The 15923-nt window shown below is 69.9% G+C and carries 14 protein-coding genes; 6 read left to right on the forward strand and 8 right to left on the reverse strand.

What is annotated here, in order from left to right:
- Positions 1 to 163: 163 nt before the first annotated feature.
- On the reverse strand, positions 164 to 1726 hold the full coding sequence (locus DMC61_RS06265) for a deoxyguanosinetriphosphate triphosphohydrolase family protein (RefSeq protein ID WP_125687557.1): 1563 nt from the start codon (positions 1724 to 1726) through the stop codon (positions 164 to 166).
- Between the two features lie 43 nt (positions 1727 to 1769).
- Between DMC61_RS06265 and DMC61_RS06270 the strand changes: the two genes are divergently transcribed.
- Positions 1770 to 2897, forward strand: a complete 1128-nt coding sequence (locus tag DMC61_RS06270; RefSeq protein WP_125687559.1) for a lycopene cyclase family protein — start codon at positions 1770 to 1772, stop codon at positions 2895 to 2897.
- A gap of 72 nt (positions 2898 to 2969) precedes the next feature.
- The gene (locus DMC61_RS06275; RefSeq protein ID WP_125687561.1) at positions 2970 to 4652 is read left to right on the forward strand and encodes a GGDEF domain-containing protein; all 1683 of its coding nucleotides are present in this window, start codon (positions 2970 to 2972) and stop codon (positions 4650 to 4652) included.
- 75 nt (positions 4653 to 4727) lie between these two features.
- Here DMC61_RS06275 and DMC61_RS06280 read toward each other — a convergent pair whose 3' ends face one another.
- The 3 genes from DMC61_RS06280 to DMC61_RS06290 are packed head-to-tail and all read right to left on the reverse strand — an operon-like array spanning position 4728 to position 7847.
- On the reverse strand, positions 4728 to 5888 hold the full coding sequence (locus tag DMC61_RS06280; protein WP_125687564.1) for a sulfotransferase: 1161 nt from the start codon (positions 5886 to 5888) through the stop codon (positions 4728 to 4730).
- A 10-nt stretch (positions 5889 to 5898) separates the two neighbouring features.
- Positions 5899 to 6681: an SDR family oxidoreductase gene (locus DMC61_RS06285; protein ID WP_125687566.1), complete on the reverse strand. Its 783-nt coding sequence runs from the start codon at positions 6679 to 6681 to the stop codon at positions 5899 to 5901.
- Positions 6678 to 7847, reverse strand: coding sequence for a hypothetical protein (locus tag DMC61_RS06290; protein ID WP_125687567.1), 1170 nt, complete (start codon positions 7845 to 7847; stop codon positions 6678 to 6680). Before DMC61_RS06290 ends, DMC61_RS06285 begins: the two co-directional genes overlap by 4 nt.
- An 87-nt stretch (positions 7848 to 7934) precedes the next feature.
- On the opposite strand from DMC61_RS06290, the gene DMC61_RS06295 reads away from it, so the two are divergent.
- Positions 7935 to 8822, forward strand: a complete 888-nt coding sequence (locus DMC61_RS06295; RefSeq protein WP_125687570.1) for a helix-turn-helix domain-containing protein — start codon at positions 7935 to 7937, stop codon at positions 8820 to 8822.
- 44 nt (positions 8823 to 8866) lie between these two features.
- Here DMC61_RS06295 and DMC61_RS06300 read toward each other — a convergent pair whose 3' ends face one another.
- Positions 8867 to 9334: a nuclear transport factor 2 family protein gene (locus DMC61_RS06300; RefSeq protein ID WP_016333182.1), complete on the reverse strand. Its 468-nt coding sequence runs from the start codon at positions 9332 to 9334 to the stop codon at positions 8867 to 8869.
- 77 nt (positions 9335 to 9411) lie between these two features.
- Between DMC61_RS06300 and cysD the strand changes: the two genes are divergently transcribed.
- Together cysD and cysC are read left to right on the forward strand one after the other, a co-directional pair.
- The gene (gene cysD / locus DMC61_RS06305) at positions 9412 to 10320 is read left to right on the forward strand and encodes a sulfate adenylyltransferase subunit CysD (RefSeq protein WP_125687572.1); all 909 of its coding nucleotides are present in this window, start codon (positions 9412 to 9414) and stop codon (positions 10318 to 10320) included.
- Positions 10320 to 12146 carry an adenylyl-sulfate kinase gene (cysC, locus tag DMC61_RS06310; RefSeq protein WP_125687574.1) on the forward strand — a complete coding sequence of 609 codons (1827 nt, stop codon included), beginning with the start codon at positions 10320 to 10322 and terminating at the stop codon, positions 12144 to 12146. Before cysD ends, cysC begins: the two co-directional genes overlap by 1 nt.
- Before the next feature lie 8 nt (positions 12147 to 12154).
- Here the strand turns inward: cysC and DMC61_RS06315 are convergent, their stop codons facing one another.
- Genes DMC61_RS06315 through DMC61_RS06325 form a run of 3 tightly spaced genes read right to left on the reverse strand, consistent with a single transcriptional unit; the run spans position 12155 to position 14613 of the window.
- A complete protein-coding gene (locus DMC61_RS06315; protein WP_043848028.1) occupies positions 12155 to 12808 on the reverse strand; it encodes a response regulator transcription factor in 654 nt (217 codons plus the stop codon).
- Complete coding sequence (locus DMC61_RS06320; protein ID WP_125687576.1) at positions 12805 to 14034, reverse strand: sensor histidine kinase; 1230 nt, start codon at positions 14032 to 14034, stop codon at positions 12805 to 12807. Before DMC61_RS06320 ends, DMC61_RS06315 begins: the two co-directional genes overlap by 4 nt.
- A 9-nt stretch (positions 14035 to 14043) precedes the next feature.
- Complete coding sequence (locus DMC61_RS06325; RefSeq protein ID WP_125687578.1) at positions 14044 to 14613, reverse strand: TetR/AcrR family transcriptional regulator; 570 nt, start codon at positions 14611 to 14613, stop codon at positions 14044 to 14046.
- 89 nt (positions 14614 to 14702) lie between these two features.
- On the opposite strand from DMC61_RS06325, the gene DMC61_RS06330 reads away from it, so the two are divergent.
- Entirely contained in the window at positions 14703 to 15920 is a 1218-nt protein-coding gene (locus DMC61_RS06330; RefSeq protein WP_125687580.1) for an MFS transporter, read from the forward strand.
- Positions 15921 to 15923: the final 3 nt, after the last annotated feature.

Consider the following 15923-nt stretch of genomic DNA (forward strand, 5'->3'; position numbering starts at 1 on the left):
CCTAGGCGCGTGCCCCGACTCACGCTGACCGACGCCGGCGATCACCGGCTGGATCAAGCTAAGTACCGGGCGCACACCGGCGGCAGGAGCCGTTCGGGTGACGTCGGATGGAGAATTTCCGGATTCGGCCGCAGGTCGTGGGCCGTTCAGGGTAATCGTGTCGTCACAGGACGAACGAGTCCGACCAAGGCTGCGAAGCCCGGCCCGACAGGCCGTCCAAAAGGGTCACCGCCTGCTTGTCCGTCAACGACGCCACGAAGTCGACGACCGCGCGCCCTCGCGCCAGGCCCCGTACGGCGTCCGCGCCGGTGACCGGCTCCCCGGTCGCTCCGATGAGCAGCTCCGGCGACGTCCGCGCCAACGCGGAGAACTCGGACTGCGCAAGTTCCACCAGGTCGTGCAGCCGTCGCGGGAGCCGGTAGAACTCGTCGCGGTCGAGCAGCCACGCGTCGAGCGCGTCGACCAAGGTGGTCACCAGGCTCGCCTGCCCGCGCTGGTGCAGCGCGAGTTCCGGGCGCAGCAGGACGAACCGCCGGTGCACGAATTTCAGCACCTGCACCTCGTGCCACTGCGCGGGACGCAGCGTGAGATGCCCGGTCCGGGTGGAGGGCGACGCCACCACCTGGACGCCGTCGACGAGCCGCGCGGTCCATTTCGCCGAGAAGGCGGCGGTGGCCTGTTCGGCCTCGATGGAACCGTCGAACCCGGTGGCGAGCAGGCCGTCGACGAGTTCCGCGCGCACACGGACGACGGCGCTGGTGAAGGCGTCGTCGTCGACGATCCACCCGTCCTTGGCGTGCATCCGGCGGCGCAGCCGTTCCAGCGAACGGCCGGGCAGCCGCCGTTCGGCGGTCAGGGTCGCCTCGTCCAGCGCGGCCAGTTCCACCGCGTGGTCGACCCAGCCGGTGAACTCGGCGGCGACCGGAGCGTGCTGCAGGACACCGATCCGGTGGAAGTCCTGGAGATCGTGGATGGCGTACGCGATGTCGTCGGCGGTGTCCATCACGGACGCTTCGACGGTCTGCTGCCAGGGTTCGATCCGGCCGTCGAACGGGGCCCGCGCCTGGGTGAAGTCGTCGAGTTCGGTGCTGTAGGCGGAGAACTTGCTCGCCCCGGTGCCGGGGGCGTCGGCCGGTTCGGCCGCGCCGCGCGGCTGGACGGCCATCGACGTCGGATGCGGATCGGGCACGTGCAACCGCGCCCACGGGTACTTCAGCACCGCGGCGCGCACCGCCGTGGTGAGGTCCAGACCGGACGCGGACGGGCCGCGCACGTCGGTGGTGGTGATGATCCGGAACGACTGCGCGTTGCCTTCGAAACCGTCCGCGAGGCCGAACCGGTGCCGGGCGATCCGGTCCAGGGTCTGCTCGCCGAGATGCCCGAACGGCGGATGCCCAAGATCGTGCGCGAGCGAGGCGGCCTCGGCGACGTCCGGGTCGCAGCCGCCCAGTTTCGCGGCCAGTTCGGCGGAATCGCTGGCGGAATTGATCCGCTCGGCGATCGCGCGGGCGACCTGCGCGACCTTGAGACTGTGGGTGAGCCGGTTGTGCAGGAGCCCGGAACCGCCGGCGCTGACCACCTGCGTCACCCCGCCGAGCCGCGCGAAGAAGGGCGACGCGGCGATCCGGTCCCGGTCGATCCGGAACGGGCTCGTGGCGAGGTCGGTGAACCCGGCGCTCTCGCTCGCCGGATCGCGCCGCCACGTCCTCGGGTCCGTCTGTTCCATGCGCAACACCGTATCCGTCGGGGCGGCGTGATGAGATACGAAGGTGACGGACGTGGTGATCGCGGGCGGCGGCCCGGCGGGCCGGGCGCTCGCGCGTGCCTGCGCCCGGCGCGGCCTGGCGACGGTCCTGATCGACCCTGCTCCGGGCAGACGCTGGCGGGCGACCTACGGGCTGTGGGCCGACGAGCTGCCCGCGTTGCCGACGAGCGCCGTCGCGTGCGCGCCGTCGGCCACGCTCGCCTTCGGGACCGGACCGCACGTCCTCGACCGGCGGTACCTGGTGGTGGACAACGACGGCCTGCGCCGGTGGCTGAGCGAGGGCTACGAAGTCGTCGCCGGGAAGGTGTCCGGCGTGGACCACGGGCGGCAGGGTTCCTCGGTGCGCCTGGAGGACGGACGGGCCTTCGCGACAGGTCTGTATGTGGACGCTTCCGGCGTCCGGCCGCGGGGGAACCGCTACGAACAGACGGCGTTCGGCGTCGTCCTCCCCGCCGAGGACGCGCTGCGGCTCGCCGACCGCCCGGACACCGCCGTGTTCATGGACTGGCGGGACACGGAGTCCGGATTCCTCTATGTGCTGCCGCTCGGCGACGGCACGGTCCTGGTCGAGGAGACCTCGCTCGCCCGCAAGCCCGGGCTGCCGTTGGACGTCCTCGCGGCGCGGTTGCGCGCCCGGCTCCGGGCCGTCGGGCTGACGTCGCACGGGCGTGAGGAACGCGTGCGGATCGTGCTCGACCTGCCCGCGCCCCGGCGCGGCCGGACGGTGCCGTTCGGGGCCGCCGGCGCGCTGGTGCATCCGGCGACCGGGTACAGCGTCGCGACGTCGGTGCGGCTGGCGGAGCCGGTCGCCGACGCGGTCGCCCGGGCTTGGGATAGCGGTCCTGCCGCGGCGGCGTCGGCCGCTCACCGGGCGCTGTGGCCGTCCTCGGCACGCACCGTGCACGGATTGCGACGACATGGATTGCGCGTGTTGTGCGGGATGCCGCCCGAACTGGTGCCGGTGTTCTTCGATCTGTTCTTCACGTTGCCCACCGAGCTGCAGCGCGCTTTCACGAGCGGTCGCGAAGATGTTTCGGGTACCACCGAAGCGATGTCGGCGCTTTTCCGATTGTCACCGTGGCAAGTAAGAAAACACCTGATCGGGTGGCGTGCGTTACGCCGTTCTAGGTAACCCAGGTGCCTTCACGATGAACATCAGTTGACACGTATTTCGTTTCGTGCCGCCACCCGCGAACATTCGCTTGTGACGTTGCAGATCGCTGTCCGCTTCGCTTACCAGCCGTTGTACAGCCTGCACACCGGTGGCGTCGTCGCGTTCGAAGCTTTGGCGCGGCCGGGCCGTGGGACCGCCCACGAGTTGCTCGCCGACGCCCGGCGCAACGGCAGGCTGGCCGAGGTCGACGTCGGGCTGGCCGCCGAGGCCGTGCGGCAGTTGCGCGAACCGCAGGCCGCCCTCCCCCTGCACCTGAACCTGTCCGCGCGGACGGTGGCGGCGCCGCCGTCCCAGTTCGATCCGCTGACCGACGCGCTCAGCCTCGTCGGCCGCCGGACCAGGGACGTGGTGCTGGAGATCGGGCCGCCGTTCACGCAGATCCCCGCCGACCTGCTGCTGACCGGTATGCGGCGGCTCACCGAACTCGGCTTCCGGCTCGCGCGCGTCGGCGTCGGCCGCGGCGACCTCCCCCTGACGCTGCTCGCTTCGGCGCCCGTCGACCTGGTGAAACTGGACCGCAGCGTGCTTCGCGGTCTGCCGCACGACCCTGCCGCCGTCGCGGTGGTCGAAGCGGTGCTGCATTTCGCGTCGCGCACGGACAACCGCCTGGTCGCGACCGGGCTGGAGACCACGGAGCAGCTGGAGTCCGCCCGGCGGCTCGGGGTCCGGATCGCGCAGGGCAATCTGCTCGCCCCGCCGGACGGCGACCACGCGCCGCTGCCCGCGCCGGACGCGCCGGGTCCGTTCATCCCCGGCACCGCCCGCGCGCGCCGCGTCGGCGACTTCCTCCGGCCCGCGACGACCCTGCCGGAGGCCGCGACCTGCGACGACGTACGCGAGGTGCTGGCCGCCGCCGACGGCCCGAGCGGCATCGTCGGCATCGACGACCGCCACCGTCCACAGTGGTCGATCGACCGCACCCGGTTCCTGGTCGCGGTCACCGGGTTGTACGGCCACGCCCTGCACGCCAAACGGCCGGCGTCGCGGCTCGCCGACCGGCCGCACACGATCCACGCCGACGCGAGCGCGCTCGAATTCCTCGAACTGGTCACCGACGCGGACTGGGGCCGGACCGGCGACGACGTCGTCGTGGTCGACGACCGCGGCCGGTGCGTCGGCGTGGTGCTGGTGAACGAGGTCGTCCGCGGCGTCGCGGAGGCGAAGGTCGAGGAGGCGGTCTCGCTGAGCCCGCTGACCCGCCTGCCCGGGAGCGACGCGGTCGCGAGGGACGTCGACCGCCGGATCAACGCCCGGGAGCCGTTCGTCGCGGCCTGGCTGGACGTCGATTCGTTCAAGACGGTCAACGACACCGCCGGATTCGCCGCGGGCGACGATCTGATCCGCACGCTCGGCCGGACGCTCACCGATCTGGAGGCCCGGCTGCGCCGGATGCGCGTCAGCCACGTGGGCGGGGACGATTTCCTGATCGCCTGCGACGTCGACGAGATCGGCACGGTCGCCGCCGCGCTGCTGGACACGCCGTGGTCGGCCGACGGGCTCCCGGTGACGGTCTCGCTGGCGACCCTCGTGTGCGGGAACGGCGCCATCCGGTCCTATAAGGACGCTTCCCGGCTGCTGGCACCGCTCAAGAAGCAGGCCAAGGAGGTCCCCGGGTCGAGCTGGGTGCTCGGGCGGCCGGGCTCGGACCGCGTCGAGGTGCTGCGCGGGATCACGACGCGCGGCCTGCCCTCGCAACGCGTCGCCGGCTTCTGACCCGTCCGCATTTCGTCCTCTGAATGCGTTTCTTGCGTGTGCAACTACCGCATTCAGAGGACGAAATGCGGGAGGTCAGAGGTCGTAGGCGGCGCGGTAGGCCGAGAAGCGTTCGTCGACCTCGCCGGCGGTGAGCCCGAAGTCCGCGAGGTCGTACCGGTGCACGGGTTTCCTTTCCCCGGAACGGCTTTCGGCATGCACGACCGTCATCGCGTCCCGCGCGGCGTCGCTCAGTGGCAGACCGAAATGCCGGTAGACGCCCTCGACCGTGCCGATCGGGTCTGCGACGAAATCCTCATACCGGACATCGCAGAACTGCGCGGGATCGTGCCGTTTCCTCGACTCCAGTGACTTTTCCGCGCCCCGCGCCCAGAGATCCAGCTGGCTGCGGCCGATCACGTCCCCGCGGAAGACGTCGGACCAGCCCTCCGAAGCCTGCTCGTTCAGGCTGCACACCGACGCGACGATGGTGCTCGGTGCGCGATGGGTCTGGACGATGAGCGCGTCCGGGTACACCTCCAGCAGCGCGTCGAGCGCGAAAAGATGGCTCGGGTTCTTGAGCACCCAGCGGCGCCCGGCGTCGGGCAGACCGATGAGCTGCAGGTTGCGCCGGTGCCGACGGTAGGCGTCGGTCCAGCTCTGCCCGTCCAGCCAGCGCGAGTACGACGGCACGTGCGCGAGGCATTCGTAGGACACCGATTTCAGCGACTGCCGCAGCAGCTGCCAGCATTCCTCGACCTGATCGGCGGACATGTGGTGCAGCCCCATGAACTCGGGATGCTCGATGTGGTGCTTCTCGTAGCCCGCCTGGATCCCTTGGAACACCGGGTTTCCCGCCCACGTTTCGCGCGGCGGCCGCGGTTGCGGCACCTCGGTCAGCCAGACCTCCAGCCCTTGGTGCGCCGGATCCTCGGTGAGCAGCCGGTGCAGCGCGGTGGTGCCGGTGCGCGGCAGGCCGGTGACGAAAATGGGCCGCTCGACCGGAACCTCCGCATACTCCGGATTCTGCTTCCACGAGGCCTCACTCAACGACCTCGCCACCAGGGCTCCGCGCAGGAACGCGCGATGGATCTTGTTGCCGTACGGGGTCAAACCCGCCTCGCCGGCGTACGAATCCAGCAGCACACGGAGACCTTCGAGATGGTCTTCGCCGCCGAAGTCGTCCAAGCCGGTGAGCTTCGCCGCCGACGCGTGCAGATCGTCCACGGTGCCGACGTTTTCCCGCCCTGGCAGCATGTTCTCCCCTTCAGTGGTGATATTCGCCGGCGTTGACGTCGAGACACTGGCCGGTGACGCAGCGGGCGAGCGACGAGGCGAGGAACACGACGGTGTCCGCGATCTCGTCCGGCTCCGGCAGGCGGCGCAGGTCGATCGTCTCCGCCGTCTCGGCGTACACCTGCTCCGGCGGCACACCGCGTTCCTTGGCCAGGTAAGCGAAATACCATTTCAGCGAGTCCGCCCAGATGTAGCCGGGCGCCACGGAATTGACCCGGATCCCGCGCGGCCCGAGTTCCGAGGCGAGGCTCTGCGCGAGCGCGAGCAGGCTCGCCTTCGCCATCTTGTACGCGCCGAACGTCCGCCGGGAATGCCGCAGTACGGCCGAATTGATCATCACGACCGAACCGCCGCTCTCGGCGAGCGAAGGCGTGAACAGCCGCGTGAGCCGCAGGGCGGCGAGCACGTTGGTCTCGAAACCCGCCCGGACGTCGGCCAGGTCGACATCGGCGAGATCCATGATCGGCGGGATGGCGAAAGCGTTGTTCACCAAGGCGTCCACCCGGCCGAACGCCTTCAAGGCGGCCTCGGTGAGATTCGCGGCCGAAGCGTCGTCGGTGATGTCGGTGGGCACGGTGACCGCGCGGCGGCCGAGCGCGTCGACCTCCTTCGCGACTTCGGCGAGCCGTGATTCGGTGCGGGCGGCGAGGACGACGTCGGCCCCCGCCGCGGCACAGCGGGTGGCGATGGACCGGCCGAGCCCCGGACCGACACCGGAGACCACGACCACCTTGTCCCGCAAGAGATCCGTCATCCGAGCATCCTCGCCGCGACGGCGGTCTGACGCGCCGAGATCCGGTCGGCCCATTCCTGCGGGGTCACCCGCGCTTCGTCGTAAAATGGCAACCGGTCGGCGAGTTCGCCGAACTTCACCACCTCGACCTCGGGACCGTCGGTTTCGCCGAGCGCACGGGAGAGGCGCTGCCAGCGGATCTGGACGTACCCGCGGTCGTGCCCCGTGCGTTCGAGCCAGTTCGCCAGTCCCGGGTCGCGTTCGCTGATCACGAAGCGGATCTTGCCGTCCGGGTCGACCCGCGCCTGGTCGGCGGTGAGGCTCGTCTGATGGTTGATGTAGTCGAGCGAGAGATACCAGACGCTGCCGAGCTGAATGCCCTGATAGGGCGCGTCCGAACACGGCACCGTCACGATCATCACCTCTTCGTCCCCGAGTTCGTAGTGCCCGGCCGACGAGTACTGCGTGGTCAGGCCACCCGGCGTGGGGCGCGGCTCGGTCATCGTGTTCACCGGCAGGTTCAGGTAGAACCACTTCGGGAAGGCGAGGAAGGTGCGCAGCCTGCTGAGCAGGATCTTGCCGGTGACGCCGTACCGTTTGGCCAGCCCGTCGCGGGTGAGCGGCGCGGGGGCGCCGCCCGCGGTGTCGGCGCACTGGATCTGGATCGTGCCGCGGCGTTCGGTGGCCCAGTCGCTGTAGACCTCGCGCACCACGAGCATCGACGAACCCGGGCCGAGGACGAAATAGTTGGGTCCGGGGTCGGCTTTCGCCGGGCCGAAGCGGAGTTCGAACGTGCCGTCGTCGGCGATTTGGATCTCGCGGTCGTCGAAGGCGGCGAGGCTGTCCGGCACCTCGACGGGCGAGTAATCACCGTTGAGGACCTGGAAACTGACGTCGGCCGTGCTCCCCCGCGTCCCGGTGACGACGTACTCGCGGTCCTCGCGGATGTTCGCGTTGAAGTACAGCGTGTCCGGGTTGTCCAGGCCCATCTTCGTGTACGGCCCGGTGGACTGGGTGAAGAACGGGTAGTCGCGTTCGTAGGCCCACGCCATCTGCAGGGAGGCGCGGATACTGCCGGCGAGGTAGTCGTACCCCTCGACCAGATCCTGTTCGGTGCGGATGTGCGGCGCCTCCGCGATGACCTTCTCGGCTTCGGCGATCGCGTCCGCGAACGGTTGAGTGAGCACCGGCGACTCCTCATACTGGTACAAATATGTACCGACTTGGTACGTTCTTCGCACGGTCAGACTAGAACGCGTTCTAAGGATGGGTCAATGGCCCGGCACTCCCCGCCCACCGAGCGAGTCGTGCGGCTGCTCGACTTCTTCGCCGCGCACCCCGGCCGGCGCTTCGGTCTTTCAGAGCTGGCGCGCGAGCTCGACCTGGCGAAACCGACCTGCCTCGGCATCGTGACCGAGCTGACGGCGGGCGGCTACCTGGTCCGGGATCCCCAGCCGGTGACCTACCGGCTGGGGCCCGCGATGGTCGCCGCCGGCCGCGTCGCGAGCGAGGGTTTCGGCGCGAGCGAGGTCGCGCGACGGCATCTGGAGGACTTGAGCAGGCGATACGCCGCCACGTGCACGGCGTCGGCGGTGGTCGGCGACCGGATCCTGATGCTGCAGAGCGCCGGCCCGGGCCGGGTCAAACTCGGCGAGACGTATCCGTTCGCGCCGCCGGTGGGCCTGATGTACGTGCTGTGGGACTCCGACGCGGCGTTCGACGCGTGGCTCGCCAAGCCGCCGGCGGTACCGGTGCGACTGGACGAAGCGCACCTTCGCCGCGTCGTCGCCGAATGCCGGGAGCACGGGTATCTGGTGGAGAGCCTGACTTCCGCGGGACGGCGGCTGTACGCGCTGATGGCGGGCGTCGGCGCGGAGGAACTGCCGCCGGAAGTGCGGGGCCTGGTGGGAGAACTCGTCTCGAGCCTCGGCGAGCGCGTCTACCTCGGGGCCGATCTGGAGCCGCGCCGCAAGCATGCGGTGAGCCTGCTGGCCGCCCCGACGTTCGACGCCGCGGGACGGCAGGAGCTGGTGCTCACGCTGTCGGTCGGCGAGCCGGTCACCGGCGCCGAGATCGCGCGACGGGGTGCCGCCCTGGTCGCGGCCGCCGATGCCGTCACGGCGGAATCCGGGGGCCGTCACCCCACGCATTTAGTCCTCTAAATGCGGAAGTCGCCCGCGAACGCATTTAGAGGACTAAACGCGGGTCAGGAGGACCACCGGTTCGCGGTGAGCTTCAGGCTCGGCACGTCGTCCATCGACATCATCGTTTCGTACAGCCGGTCGTACTGGGTGGACGCGGTCAGCCACACGCCGTCCACCCGCCGATAGGTGTCCTCGTAGTACGCCGCCCCCTCGATGATCACCCGGTGCTCGGGCACGATCACCTTGTCCCGCATCAGCCAGGTGCCCGTCGCGGTGTCACCGTCGACGTCGATCTCCGGCTGCCCGGCGAAGTGCACCGTGGTGACGCCGGGGCCGACGGCGTTCCGGAAGAACTCGACGATCGCTTCGCGGCCTTCGAAGGTCAGCGGTTTGCCGTACGACGGCGTTCCGTATCGCGCGTGCACGTCGGCGGTCAGGGTCCCGGCCATCTCGTCCCACAGCTTGAGGTCGAGGCAGCGGAGGTAGCGGGCTTTGAGGCGTCGGATCTCTTCGAGTGCGACCAGGTCCATGCCGACAGCGTCCTCCTCCCCTTGACCAAGCACAAGAACTTGTTCTACTTTTCTGATCTCGAACGACGGAGGTCACGATGGCGTCCCCGGCCTACGAGCTCACCCATCTCGAAGCACTCGAAGCCGAAGCCGTGCACATCTTCCGCGAGGTCGCGGCGACCTTCGAACGGCCCGTGCTGCTGTTCTCCGGCGGCAAGGACTCGATGGTGATGCTCCACGTCGCGGCCAAGGCCTTCTGGCCGTCGCCGCCACCGTTCCCGGTGATGCACGTCGACACCGGGCACAACTTCGACGAGGTCATCGAGTTCCGGGACCGCACGGTCGCCAGGTACGGCCTCCGGCTCGTCGTCTCCAGCGTCCAGGACGACATCGACGCGGGCCGGGTCGTCGAAGACCCGAAGGCCGGCCGCAACCGGCTCCAGACCACCGCCCTGCTGCGCGGGATCCGCGAGCATTCCTTCGACGCGATCTTCGGCGGCGCCCGGCGCGACGAGGAGAAAGCCCGTGCGAAGGAACGGGTCTTCAGCTTCCGCGACGAGTTCGGCCAGTGGGATCCGCGCAATCAGCGGCCGGAGCTGTGGGATCTGTACAACGGCAGGCACCGCAAGGGCGAGCACATCCGCGTCTTCCCGCTGTCCAACTGGACCGAGCTCGACATCTGGCAGTACATCGAAGCGGAGAACGTCGACCTGCCCTCGATCTATTACTCGCACCGGCGTCCGGTCGTCCAGCGGGACGGCATGCTACTCGCGCACACGCGCTTCCTCACCTTGAACGAAGGCGAAAGCCCTTACGAGGCAAAGGTTCGCTTCCGCACCGTGGGCGACGCGACCTGCACGGGCTGCGTCGAGTCGACGGCGACGTCGCCGGGCGAGGTGGTCGCCGAAGTGGCGGTCAGCAGGCTCACCGAACGCGGCGCCACCCGCGCCGACGACCGGATCTCCGAGGCGGGTATGGAAGACCGGAAGAAGGAAGGCTACTTCTGATGGGCGCTTCATTGGTCCGCCTCGCGACCGCGGGCAGCGTCGACGACGGGAAGTCGACGCTGATCGGCCGCCTGCTGTTCGATTCGAAGACGGTGTTCACCGATCAGCTCGAAGCCATCGAGCGCACCAGCCGCGACCGCGGCGAGGCGTACCCGAACCTCGCGCTGCTGACCGACGGCCTGCGTGCCGAGCGCGAACAAGGCATCACGATCGACGTCGCCCATCGCTATTTCGCCACGCCGCGGCGGAAGTTCATCATCGCCGACACGCCGGGACACGTGCAGTACACCCGGAACATGGTCACCGGCGCCTCCACCGCGGATCTCGCGCTCATCCTGATCGACGCCCGCAAGGGCGTGCTCGAACAGTCGCGACGGCACGCGTTCCTGGCCAGCCTGCTGGGAATCCCGCATCTGGTGCTGTGCGTCAACAAGATGGACCTGGTCGGCTGGTCGCAGGAACGCTTCGAAGAGATCCGTGAGGAATTCCGCCGGTTCGCCATGAAGCTTCAGGTGCACGACCTCACCTTCGTGCCGATGTCGGCGCTGCACGGCGACAACGTCGTGCACCGGGGCGCCAGTATGCCTTGGTACGAAGGGACTTCCCTGCTGCATCACCTCGAACAGGTGCACGTGGCCTCGGATCGCAACCTCATCGACGCGCGATTCCCCGTGCAGTACGTGATCCGGGAGCACAGCCGCGACTTCCGCGGCTACGCGGGCACCGTCGCCGGCGGGGTGTTCAAACCCGGTGACGAGGTCGCCGTCCTGCCCTCCGGCTTCACCACCACGGTGCGCGCGATCTGGGGTCCGGGCGGCACCGCGGTCACCGAGGCCTTCGCCTCGCAGGCCGTCACGATCGAACTCGAAGACGACCTCGACCTCGGTCGCGGCGACCTGATCTGCCGCCCCGGCAACCGTCCTCACACGAGCCGGGACGTCGACGCGATGGTGTGCTGGTTCTCGGAACAAGGACCTTTGAAAGCAGGGAATACCTTCGTCGTGCGGCACACCACCCGGGAGACCAAGGCCGAGATCCACGACCTGGACTACCGGCTCGACGTCACCACCCTGCACCGCGACGAGACGGCGAAGTCGTTGACCCTCAACGAAATCGGCCGGATCCGGCTGCGCGCCCGGCAGCCACTGCTGTTCGATTCCTACCGCCGCAACCGCTCCACCGGAGGTTTCCTGCTCGTCGACGAGCATTCCGGCGCGACGGTCGCGGCGGGCATGATCACCGGGCCGAGCGCGACCGCGTCGAACGTCGTCTGGCACACCGCCGCGGTCACCAGGGCGGAACGCGCGACACGCGGGCTCACCGTCTGGCTCACCGGGCTTTCCGCGTCCGGGAAGTCGAGTGTGGCCGTGGAACTGGAACGGCGGCTGGTGGCCTCGGGCAGGCCCGCGTATCTCCTGGACGGCGACAACCTGCGGCACGGGCTGAACGGGAACCTCGGCTTCAGCCCCGCCGATCGCGCCGAGAACGTGCGCCGCGTCGCAGAGGTCGCGAAGCTGTTCGCCGACGCCGGTGTGGTGTCGGTGGTCTCCTTGATCAGCCCGTACCGGGCCGACCGCGAACTCGCCCGCGCCACGCACGAGGCCGCCGGGCTGCCCTTCCTCGAGATCTTCGTCGACACCCCGCTTGAGGTCTGCGAAGACCGCGACCCCAAGGGGATGTACGCGAAGGCGAGGGCGGGCGAGATCAGCGGGTTCACCGGGGTGGACGCTCCTTATGAGCAACCCGAGAGCCCGGATCTGGTGCTGCGCCCGGAGAACGGGGATCCCGCCGCGATGGCAGCGCTGATCCTCGCCGCCCTTGACTGACCTGATCCTCAGCCCGCCGGCGTGACGAATCCGGTGTCGTAGGCCTTGATCACCGCTTGCGTCCGGTCCCGCGCGCCGAGCTTCGCGAGCACGTTCCCGACATGCGTCTTGACGGTCTGCACGCCGAGGTACAGCTCGCCCGCGATCTCCACATTGGACAGTCCGCCCGCCATCAGCCGCAGCACCTCGCTTTCGCGTTCGGTGAGCCCGGCACCGGCCAGACCGTCGAGCGGCCCCCGGTTCGCCTGCTGCGCGGCCAGCCGCCGGATCGCGGCCGGGAACAGCAGCGACTCCCCCGCCGCCACGGTGCGGATCGCCGCGACGATCTCCTCGGGCTTGGCCCGCTTCAGCAGGAAGCCGCTCGCCCCGGCGAGCAAAGCGTCGTAGACGTAGTCGTCGTTTTCGAAGGTGGTCACCACGATCACCTTCGGCGGATTGTCCATAGTGGACATAAGATGCGTGGTGGCGCGGATCCCGTCGACCGAAGGCATCCGGACGTCCATCAGCACGACGTCGGGCCGGAACCGCGACACCAGGCCGGGCACCTCGGCGCCGTCGGACGCTTCGCCGACGACCTCCAGATCGGGCTCCGAGGCGACGATCGCCCGCAGCCCCGCCCGGATGAGCTGTTCGTCGTCGACCAGCAGCACCCCGATGCTCATCGCCGTTTCCCCCATGGCACCGCCACCTCGACCTTCCAGAATCCGTCCGCGCGGCCCGCGGTGATCGTGCCCCCGAGCACTTCCACCCGTTCCGTCATTCCCCTCAGCCCCCGGCCGCCCCCGTCCCGTGACGGCGGCGCGTCACCGAGCGGATTGGACACCCGCACCCGCAACAGCTCCGCCCCGGCGTCGACGAGGACCGCCACGGGCACCTTACCGGCGTGCCGCAACGCGTTCGTCAGGCATTCCTGCAAGATCCGGTACGCCTCACGCGAGACGACCGGCGGCACCGCGGACGGGTCACCACGCATCTCCGCCGACACCTCGGCGCCCGCCAGCCGGGTCGCCTCGACCAGCGCGGGCAGCTCCGCCAGCCCTGATTGCGGCGTCCGGGACGACGCTTCGTCACGCAGCAGGCCGAGCACGTGGTCGAGATCGTCCAGCGCGGCGCGGGCCGAATCCTCGATCGCGGTGAGCGCCTGCTCGGTGAACTCCGGATCGGACCTCAGGGTGCGCCTTGCCGCACCGGCCTGGATGGTCACGACGCTCAGCGCGTGCCCGACCGAGTCGTGCAGTTCGCGCGCGAGCCGGTTGCGTTCGGCGAGCTGTTCGGTGCGCTTCTCCAGCTGGGCGATCCGCTCCGCGGCCGAGACCCCCAGCAGGCTCTTCGCGCAGCGGGTCAGCACCGCGCCCGCGCCCCACACGACGTAGGCCAGCGCGACGACGCCGAGCAGGCACGCCAGCGGGATCCACGCGCTCGCCCAGCCCTTCGGCACCTCGATCGCGCTCTCGTCGGTCAGGGCGATCCGGCCGCTGAACGGGGCCGCGATCGTGAAACCGAACGCGACCGGGACGAACAGGCTCACCAGGCTGACGACGCACCCGGTGCTCACGTGCAGCAGGAACATCGCGGTCGAACGCAGGCGGACGGGCCAGTTCCCCGCGGGCCCGAACACGACTCCCGGCACGGGATCGTCCAGCAGTTCCCGCACGGCCGCGCCCTCCAGCACGCGGACGGCGGGGATGAACGACGACGCGATCATCACCACGACGACGGTGATCAGCCCGATGACGGTCCCGCGTTCCAACGTCACGACGAGGGGCAGCAGCGACGGCACCATGATGGCGGCGAAGAGCAGATAAGGCACGCTCAGTGCGCCACCGAGGATGAAGTAGACCCACCTGCGGTAGGTCGCCCGATCCAGGAGCGGGCCGAAGAGTCGCATGGGGTCTTTCTAGCGTGTGCCCGCCTCGCGCGGATCCCTCATCAGTATCTCCGCGATCTCCCTCGCGAGTGTGACCCGGTGCGCGTCCCCGTCGATGCCGGTATGCGCGACGGCGCCTTCGAGCAGGAGGAAGAGCTGCTCCGCGAGCCGCTCCGGATCGGCCGCGCCCGGGACGTCCTCGCGAAGGAGTTCGGCGAACTTCGCCCGCACCGCCGCCTTGTGCCGCCGGATCACGTCGAGCCCGGGATGCCCGGCGGGCAGTTCGGCGGCCGCGTTGAGGAACGCGCAGCCCCGGTCGCTCCCGAGCTTGGGGTGGTCGACGTAGGCGTCGAAGACCGTCAGCGCCCGGGGCGCTTCGGCCTCCGCCAGCCGCTCTTCGAGGTACGCCCACCAAACGTCGTGACGGCTTCGCAGGTAAGCGATCGTCAGCTCCGTCTTCGATCCGAAGGACGCGTACAGCGTCTTCTTCGTGACGCCCGCGGCCTCGGCGATGGCCGCGACGCCCACGGCGTTCAGGCCCTCCTGGTAGAAGAGCTCGCTCGCGGCGCTCAGGACGCGTTCGCCGGCCGGTGTCAGCATGCTTCGACTATACCGATCGGTTGACCCGAGCGCGAAATGCGGGAACACTCCAGAGGTATACCGCTCGGTATACCCCTGGAGGAGAGCTGATGGTTTCTTCGTACAAACGCGAGCTGACGTTCACCGCGGCCGGGTTGTCGCTGATCGCGGTCTCGTACGGTCTCGCGAGGTACGCGTACGGTCTCTTCGCCCCGACACTCCGAACGGAGTTCGGCCTCGACGGCGGCACGCTCGGCGCCATCGCGGCGGGAAGTTACGTCGCGTACTGCCTCGCGGTCATCGCTTCGACCGCCGTGACGACCCGCTGGGGCGCGCGGGCGCGCGAACTCGCCGCCGGGACGGCCGCCACCGCGGGCACGTCCCTGATCGCGGCCGCACCGAACGCGGGCCTCCTCGCGCTCGGCGTCGTCCTCGCCGGAGCCAGCACCGGCCTGGCTTCCCCCTCGCTCGCCGACGCGGTCGCCCGCGTCGTCCGCGTGACCCGCCGGGACCGTGCCCAGTCCGTGGTCAACGCCGGGACCGGACTCGGCGTGCTCGTCTCGGGCCCGGTCTCCCTGCTCGCCGTCGGCGACTGGCGGATGGCTTGGTGGGCCTTCGCCGCGGCCTCGGCCTTGGTGACCTTGTGGATCGCGCGGGTCGTGCCGCCGGTGAAGGACGACCGCGCGCGAGGGCTGCCGTCGCCGCTGTTCCCGCCCGCCACCGGACGGCTGCTGCCCGCCGCCGCGACCCTCGGCCTGGCCAGCGCGGCGATCTGGACGTTCGGCCGGGACATCGCCGTGAGCGTCGGCGGACTCGACGAGACCGCCTCGACGGTGGTGTGGATCGTGCTCGGCGCGGTCGGCTTGGCGGGCGCGTTCACCGCCGAACTGACCTCCCGCGCGGGACTGCGCCGCGCCTGGTCGGCGGGCATGGTCCTGTTCGCCGCCGCCACGGCCCTCTTCGCGCTCGCCACCCGCTCGCTCCCGGCGCTCGTCGTCGCGGCCGCACTCTTCGGAGCCGTCTACATCGGACTGACCGGCGTGCTGATCCTGTGGGGCACCAGGGCTTACCCGGCGGCGCCCGCGTTCGGTGTCGGCGTGGCGTTCCTGATGCTGGCACTCGGGCAGGCCGCCGGAGCACCGCTCATCGGCCTTCTCGGCGATCTCCTCGATCTTCGTGCCGGCTTCCTCGCGGCGGCGGCGATCGCCGTCCTGGGCGTCCTGTTCGCACCCAAGGAGGCGACCACTACCTACAACTTCGGGGTCCGTTCCCTCTCAGGGGTGAGCACCGTCCCGCCGGAGCGGGAATCCCGCGCGGGCTGCGCGTGATGT

The organism is Amycolatopsis sp. WAC 04169 (assembly GCF_003947535.1).
GTDB lineage: Bacteria > Actinomycetota > Actinomycetes > Mycobacteriales > Pseudonocardiaceae > Amycolatopsis > Amycolatopsis keratiniphila.

Coding starts and splice junctions, on each gene's coding strand:
- DMC61_RS06325 (WP_125687578.1), bottom strand. CDS start 14,613: ATGCTGACACCGGCCGGCGAACGCGTCCTGAGCGCCGCGAGCGAGCTC.
- DMC61_RS06295 (WP_125687570.1), top strand. CDS start 7,935: ATGGCCCGGCACTCCCCGCCCACCGAGCGAGTCGTGCGGCTGCTCGAC.
- DMC61_RS06280 (WP_125687564.1), bottom strand. CDS start 5,888: ATGCTGCCAGGGCGGGAAAACGTCGGCACCGTGGACGATCTGCACGCG.
- DMC61_RS06265 (WP_125687557.1), bottom strand. CDS start 1,726: ATGGAACAGACGGACCCGAGGACGTGGCGGCGCGATCCGGCGAGCGAG.
- DMC61_RS06285 (WP_125687566.1), bottom strand. CDS start 6,681: ATGACGGATCTCTTGCGGGACAAGGTGGTCGTGGTCTCCGGTGTCGGT.
- DMC61_RS06330 (WP_125687580.1), top strand. CDS start 14,703: ATGGTTTCTTCGTACAAACGCGAGCTGACGTTCACCGCGGCCGGGTTG.
- DMC61_RS06315 (WP_043848028.1), bottom strand. CDS start 12,808: ATGAGCATCGGGGTGCTGCTGGTCGACGACGAACAGCTCATCCGGGCG.
- DMC61_RS06320 (WP_125687576.1), bottom strand. CDS start 14,034: ATGCGACTCTTCGGCCCGCTCCTGGATCGGGCGACCTACCGCAGGTGG.
- cysD (WP_125687572.1), top strand. CDS start 9,412: ATGGCGTCCCCGGCCTACGAGCTCACCCATCTCGAAGCACTCGAAGCC.
- cysC (WP_125687574.1), top strand. CDS start 10,320: ATGGGCGCTTCATTGGTCCGCCTCGCGACCGCGGGCAGCGTCGACGAC.
- DMC61_RS06300 (WP_016333182.1), bottom strand. CDS start 9,334: ATGGACCTGGTCGCACTCGAAGAGATCCGACGCCTCAAAGCCCGCTAC.